Source organism: Protofrankia sp. CiP1_Cm_nod2, from assembly GCF_920664355.1.
Taxonomy (GTDB): domain Bacteria; phylum Actinomycetota; class Actinomycetes; order Frankiales; family Frankiaceae; genus Protofrankia.
The window spans coordinates 2,061-6,444 of the sequence record NZ_CAKKTL010000284.1; the positions used below are offsets into that span (position 1 = coordinate 2,061).

At 72.0% G+C, this 4,384-nt stretch carries 4 protein-coding genes; 3 read left to right on the top strand and 1 reads right to left on the bottom strand.

Features of this window, described 5'->3' with window-relative positions; translation table 11 throughout:
* The first annotated feature begins 337 nt into the window (after positions 1 to 337).
* Positions 338 to 1,048 (top strand): TetR/AcrR family transcriptional regulator, encoded by a 711-nt coding sequence (locus tag NBW84_RS21690; RefSeq protein ID WP_250286908.1) that lies wholly within the window; start codon positions 338 to 340, stop codon positions 1,046 to 1,048.
* Positions 1,049 to 1,208: 160 nt separating this feature from the next.
* Complete coding sequence (locus NBW84_RS21695; protein WP_250286910.1) at positions 1,209 to 1,436, top strand: DUF3107 domain-containing protein; 228 nt, start codon at positions 1,209 to 1,211, stop codon at positions 1,434 to 1,436.
* A 190-nt stretch (positions 1,437 to 1,626) separates the two neighbouring features.
* Here the strand turns inward: NBW84_RS21695 and NBW84_RS21700 are convergent, their stop codons facing one another.
* Positions 1,627 to 2,265, bottom strand: a complete 639-nt coding sequence (locus NBW84_RS21700; RefSeq protein WP_250286912.1) for a ferritin-like fold-containing protein — start codon at positions 2,263 to 2,265, stop codon at positions 1,627 to 1,629.
* A 670-nt stretch (positions 2,266 to 2,935) separates the two neighbouring features.
* Between NBW84_RS21700 and NBW84_RS21705 the strand changes: the two genes are divergently transcribed.
* Positions 2,936 to 4,384: DEAD/DEAH box helicase (locus NBW84_RS21705; RefSeq protein WP_445548804.1), on the top strand; the 1,449-nt coding region annotated here is incomplete at its 3' end.

A 4,384-nucleotide genomic window follows, 5' to 3' on the forward strand; every position in this document is an offset into this window, starting at 1 on the left:
GGCACGTCCGCACGGGAGACCGGTGACCGGTCCGCCCGCGGCCCCTCGGGCAGGTACGGGAATCCGCCAGGACGGGATCAGTCGGGACGGGGGCCGGCAGGAAAGGTACGGTGAGCCACCAGCGGGTTCGCCCCCGTCGGGTATCCACATCCGTGAGCACCCGGATTCCGCCCGGATCCGATGTGCTCCTCTTGTGTTCACATAACATGACAAAGCACCACGGGTCGGGTCCCGACCGGGCGCGACGCCCAGCCCGGGTATCCGGACGGGCACCATGCCCGGCACGGGCAGCCGCCGAGCCGGCACCGAGGCTCGGCCGATCAAAGGAGGTGCGCCGGTGAGCGCCGAGCCGGCCGCGCCGCAACCGCGTTCAGGCAAGACCGCCCGGCTGCCGCGCACCGCTCGCCGCTTCCAGCTGCTGGGAGCGGCTCGTGAAGTTTTCGTTGCCCAGGGCTATCACGCCGCGGCGATGGACGAGATCGCCGAACGCGCGGGCGTCAGCAAGCCCGTCCTCTACCAGCACTTTCCCGGAAAGCTCGAGCTCTACCTGGCGCTGTTGGACGAGCAGGCCCATGCCCTCGTCTCCAGTGTGCAGCGGGCACTCGCGTCCACCACCGACAACCACACCCGGATCGCCCGGTCGATCGCGGCCTACTTCGACTTCGTCGACGATCCCAGCGGCGCCTACCAGCTCGTTCTCGAGTCCGACCTGCGCAGCGAGCCCGCCGTCCGCAAGCGGGTGGAGAACAGTTTCACCGAGTGCGCCAACGCCATCGCGGACGTCATCGCCGCGGACACCGGCGTCGGCCCGGCCGAGGCCGAGCTGCTCTCGATCGGGCTGGTGGGCCTCGCCGAGACCGGCGCCCGCTGGTGGCTGGTCACCGGCGAGGCGGTCTCGAAGGAACAGGCCGTCGCGACCATGGTCGAGCTGGCCTGGCGGGGACTCGCCGGATACCCGCGCCGCACTCCCGCCGGCGCCGACCCGGCACCCCCCCGGGAGCCACCCCGGGAAACCGCCAGCGGCGGTGACGCCTCCAGCGGGCCCTGACGCCTCCAGCGAACATGGCCCGGCCACGTCCCACACCCCGCGCCGTAGGCCCTATGGTGACCTAGCCGGCCGAAGACGGCGAGACCCTCGCTCCTCTCCCGCCGCCGGACGTCGCCAGGAACCTGGACGGCACACCTGACGAACACGGAGGTCACCACTGGTGGAGGTCAAGATCGGGATCCAGAACGTCGGGCGCGAACTGATCATTGAGAGCGGCCAGTCGCCGGACGACGTGGCCCAGGCGGTCACCGACGCGATCAGGTCGGATCTGGGGCTGCTCACGCTCGTGGACGAGAAGGGCCGGCGGGTCGTCATCCCGATCGGGAAGCTGGCCTACGTCGAGATCGCCGAAGCCGAGACACGCCGGGTCGGTTTCGGCGCGCTCTGACGGCGACGACGCCCTCCGGTAACCCGGAGCATCCGGAGAAACACAGAAGGCAGCCGAATGCCGGCTACCCGGGCCGGGGCGGGCCGGTTTCGACCGCCCCGGCCCGGGTAGCCGGGGCGTCCCAGGTCGCGGGCCCGGCTCCCGGCCGGGGCCGTCTCAGGTCGCGGGCCCGGCTTCCGGCTGGGCCGTCTCAGGTCGACAGCCCGAGCGCGTCCATCCGTGCCGTGTGCGCGAGGGTGATCCGGTTGAACAGCTCCGCCAACGCCGTCAGGTCGCCTATCCCGTCCAGCAGGGCGGCGAGCGCGCTGCGCTCCACCGCGACCCGCTGCGCCTCGGTCAGTGCCTCCCCCATCAGCCGCCGGGCCCACAGCGCGAGCCGGCCGGCCACGGCCGGGTCGGCCTCGACCACCGCCCGGACCCGCCCCACGGCGAACGCGGCATGGCCGGTGTCGGCGAGGACGTCGAGGACCAGCGCGCGCACGTCGGGATCGAGCACGGTGGCGATCTCACGGTAGAAGTCCGCGGCGATGCTGTCCCCGACGTACACCTTGACCAGGCTTTCCAGCCAGTCGGCGGGCGCGGTGAGGTTGTGGAAGTTCGTCAGCGGTGACACGAACGGCTCCATGGCCCGCACCGGGTCGACCCCCACCCGCAGCAGGTAGGCGCGGACCTCCTCGAAGTGCGCGAACTCGGCGGCCGCAATGCCGGCCAGCGCGATCTTGTCGGTCAGGGTGGGAGCCATCCGCGCGTCCGTGGCAAGCCGCTCGAACGCGGTCAGTTCGCCGAAGGCGAGCAGCCCCAGCAGATCCACGACAGCGACGTCCGGCACGCCCGCGCGGACGGCGCCAGAATTCTGGGCATCACGGGCCTGAACGTCATGAGCCTGAACGTCATGAGCCTGAACGTCACGGGCCCGGACGTCACGGTGCGGCTCGGGCGCGGCGGTGGCCGCCTCGTGGGCCCGGCCTCCCGGGACGGCCGAATCATGATCGGGCTGTTTTCGGCCCTCCGGGTCAGGGCCGCGCGCCGCGTCGGAGCCGCCGGCCTCACCGGTCACGCCGTCCCCGTCGGTCGACGGCGCCGGAAAGCCGGCCCGGCCGGTACCCGTACCGTCCGTCATATCGGATCACCTCAGCATCGTCCTCATGGCGAACCGCCCGATATACACCGACCGGAAGCAGGACCAGGACGCCTTACGGCACAGGCACTTGCGGCATCTGACGGAATGGGCCGCGGCACCCTGCCGAAGGTCATCGTGTCGGAACATGTCTCGGAGAGCAGCCCACAGGTTATCCTCATCATTAGCCGGGAGCTGCCAAGACCACTTCCGGCCCGCGCGGGCGTCGCCCCACTCCGGGTCAGCGGACCCCGCCGGTAGATGTCGTGAGCGGGTGCAGCGTCGGATCCCGCTCATAGCGACTCGGGGACCTGGGCCTCGATGGCGCGAGCGAAGGACGATCGCGCCGTCTCCAGCCCTCTAGCAGACCAGGAGCATCCCGCTGTCCGTTTCAGCCGAAACCACAACACACCGACACGATGACCCCACAGATCCCGCGGGACACCCGGACGCCGGCGAGCCGGGAGCCCTGACGGCACCGGCCACGACACCGGCGCCCGGCTTCGCCGACCTCGGCGTCCGCGAAGAGATCGTCGAGGCCCTGCGCGTCAAGGGCATCGTCTCCCCCTTCCCCATCCAGGAACTGACGCTTCCGCTGGCGCTGGCCGGGTCCGACATCATCGGGCAGGCCCGCACCGGCACCGGCAAGACGCTCGCCTTCGGTATCCCGCTCGCGCAGCAGGCGACCAGCCGTGACGAGGGCGCCAGCGGGCAGCCGCAGGCGCTCGTGGTCGTTCCCACCCGCGAGCTGTGCCTGCAGGTCACCGCCGACATCGACCGTGCCGGCTCGGGCCGCGGGCTGCGGGTGCTGCCGGTCTACGGCGGCCGTGCCTACGAGCCGCAGCTGGCAAGCCTGCGCGCCGGTGTGGACATCGTCGTCGGCACCCCCGGCCGGCTGCTCGACCTGGCCCGCCAGAACGCCCTCGTGTTGACGGCGGTGCGCATGCTCGTCCTCGACGAGGCCGACGAAATGCTCGACCTGGGCTTCCTGCCGGACGTCGAGCGCATCCTCGCCCAGCTTCCGGACATCCGCCAGACGCTGCTGTTCTCCGCGACGATGCCGCCGCCGGTGATCTCGCTGGCCCGCCGGTTCATGCGGCGGCCGGTGCACGTCACCGCGGAGCACCCCGACGAGGGCCGCACGGTGCCGGACATCAGCCAGCACGTCTTCCGCGCGCACGCGCTGGACAAGATCGAGGTGCTGGCCCGGGTCCTGCAGGCCGAGGGCCGGGGGCTGGCCATCGTCTTCGTCCGGACCCGCCGCACCGCCGACCGGGTCGCCGACGACCTGACCGGTCGTGGCTTCGCCGCGGCGGCCGTCCACGGGGACATCGCCCAGGGCCAGCGGGAGCAGGCGCTGCGGGCGTTCCGGTCCGGCAAGATCGATGTGCTGGTCGCCACCGACGTCGCCGCCCGTGGCATCGACATCGGCGGGGTGACCCACGTGGTCAACTACCAGTGCCCCGAGGACGAGAACGTCTATCTGCACCGCATCGGCCGCACCGGCCGGGCCGGCGGCAGCGGGGTGGCGGTGACCTTCGTCGACTGGGACGACATACCGCGGTGGGCGCTGGTCAACCAGGCCCTGGGGCTTGCCTTCGACACGCCCGTCGAGACCTACTCGACGTCCCCCCACCTGTTCGAGGCCCTGTCCATCCCCGCGGACGTCCGCGGGGTGCTGCCGCAGGCGTCCCGTACCCGGGCCGGGCTCGCCGCCGAGGAGGTCGAGGACCTCGGGGAGACCGGGCGCCCCAGGCGCCGGCGGCCAGGCCGGGCCGGTGACCGGGCGGACGCGGCCCGCACCGAGCCGTCGGCCTGTCTCTTATACACA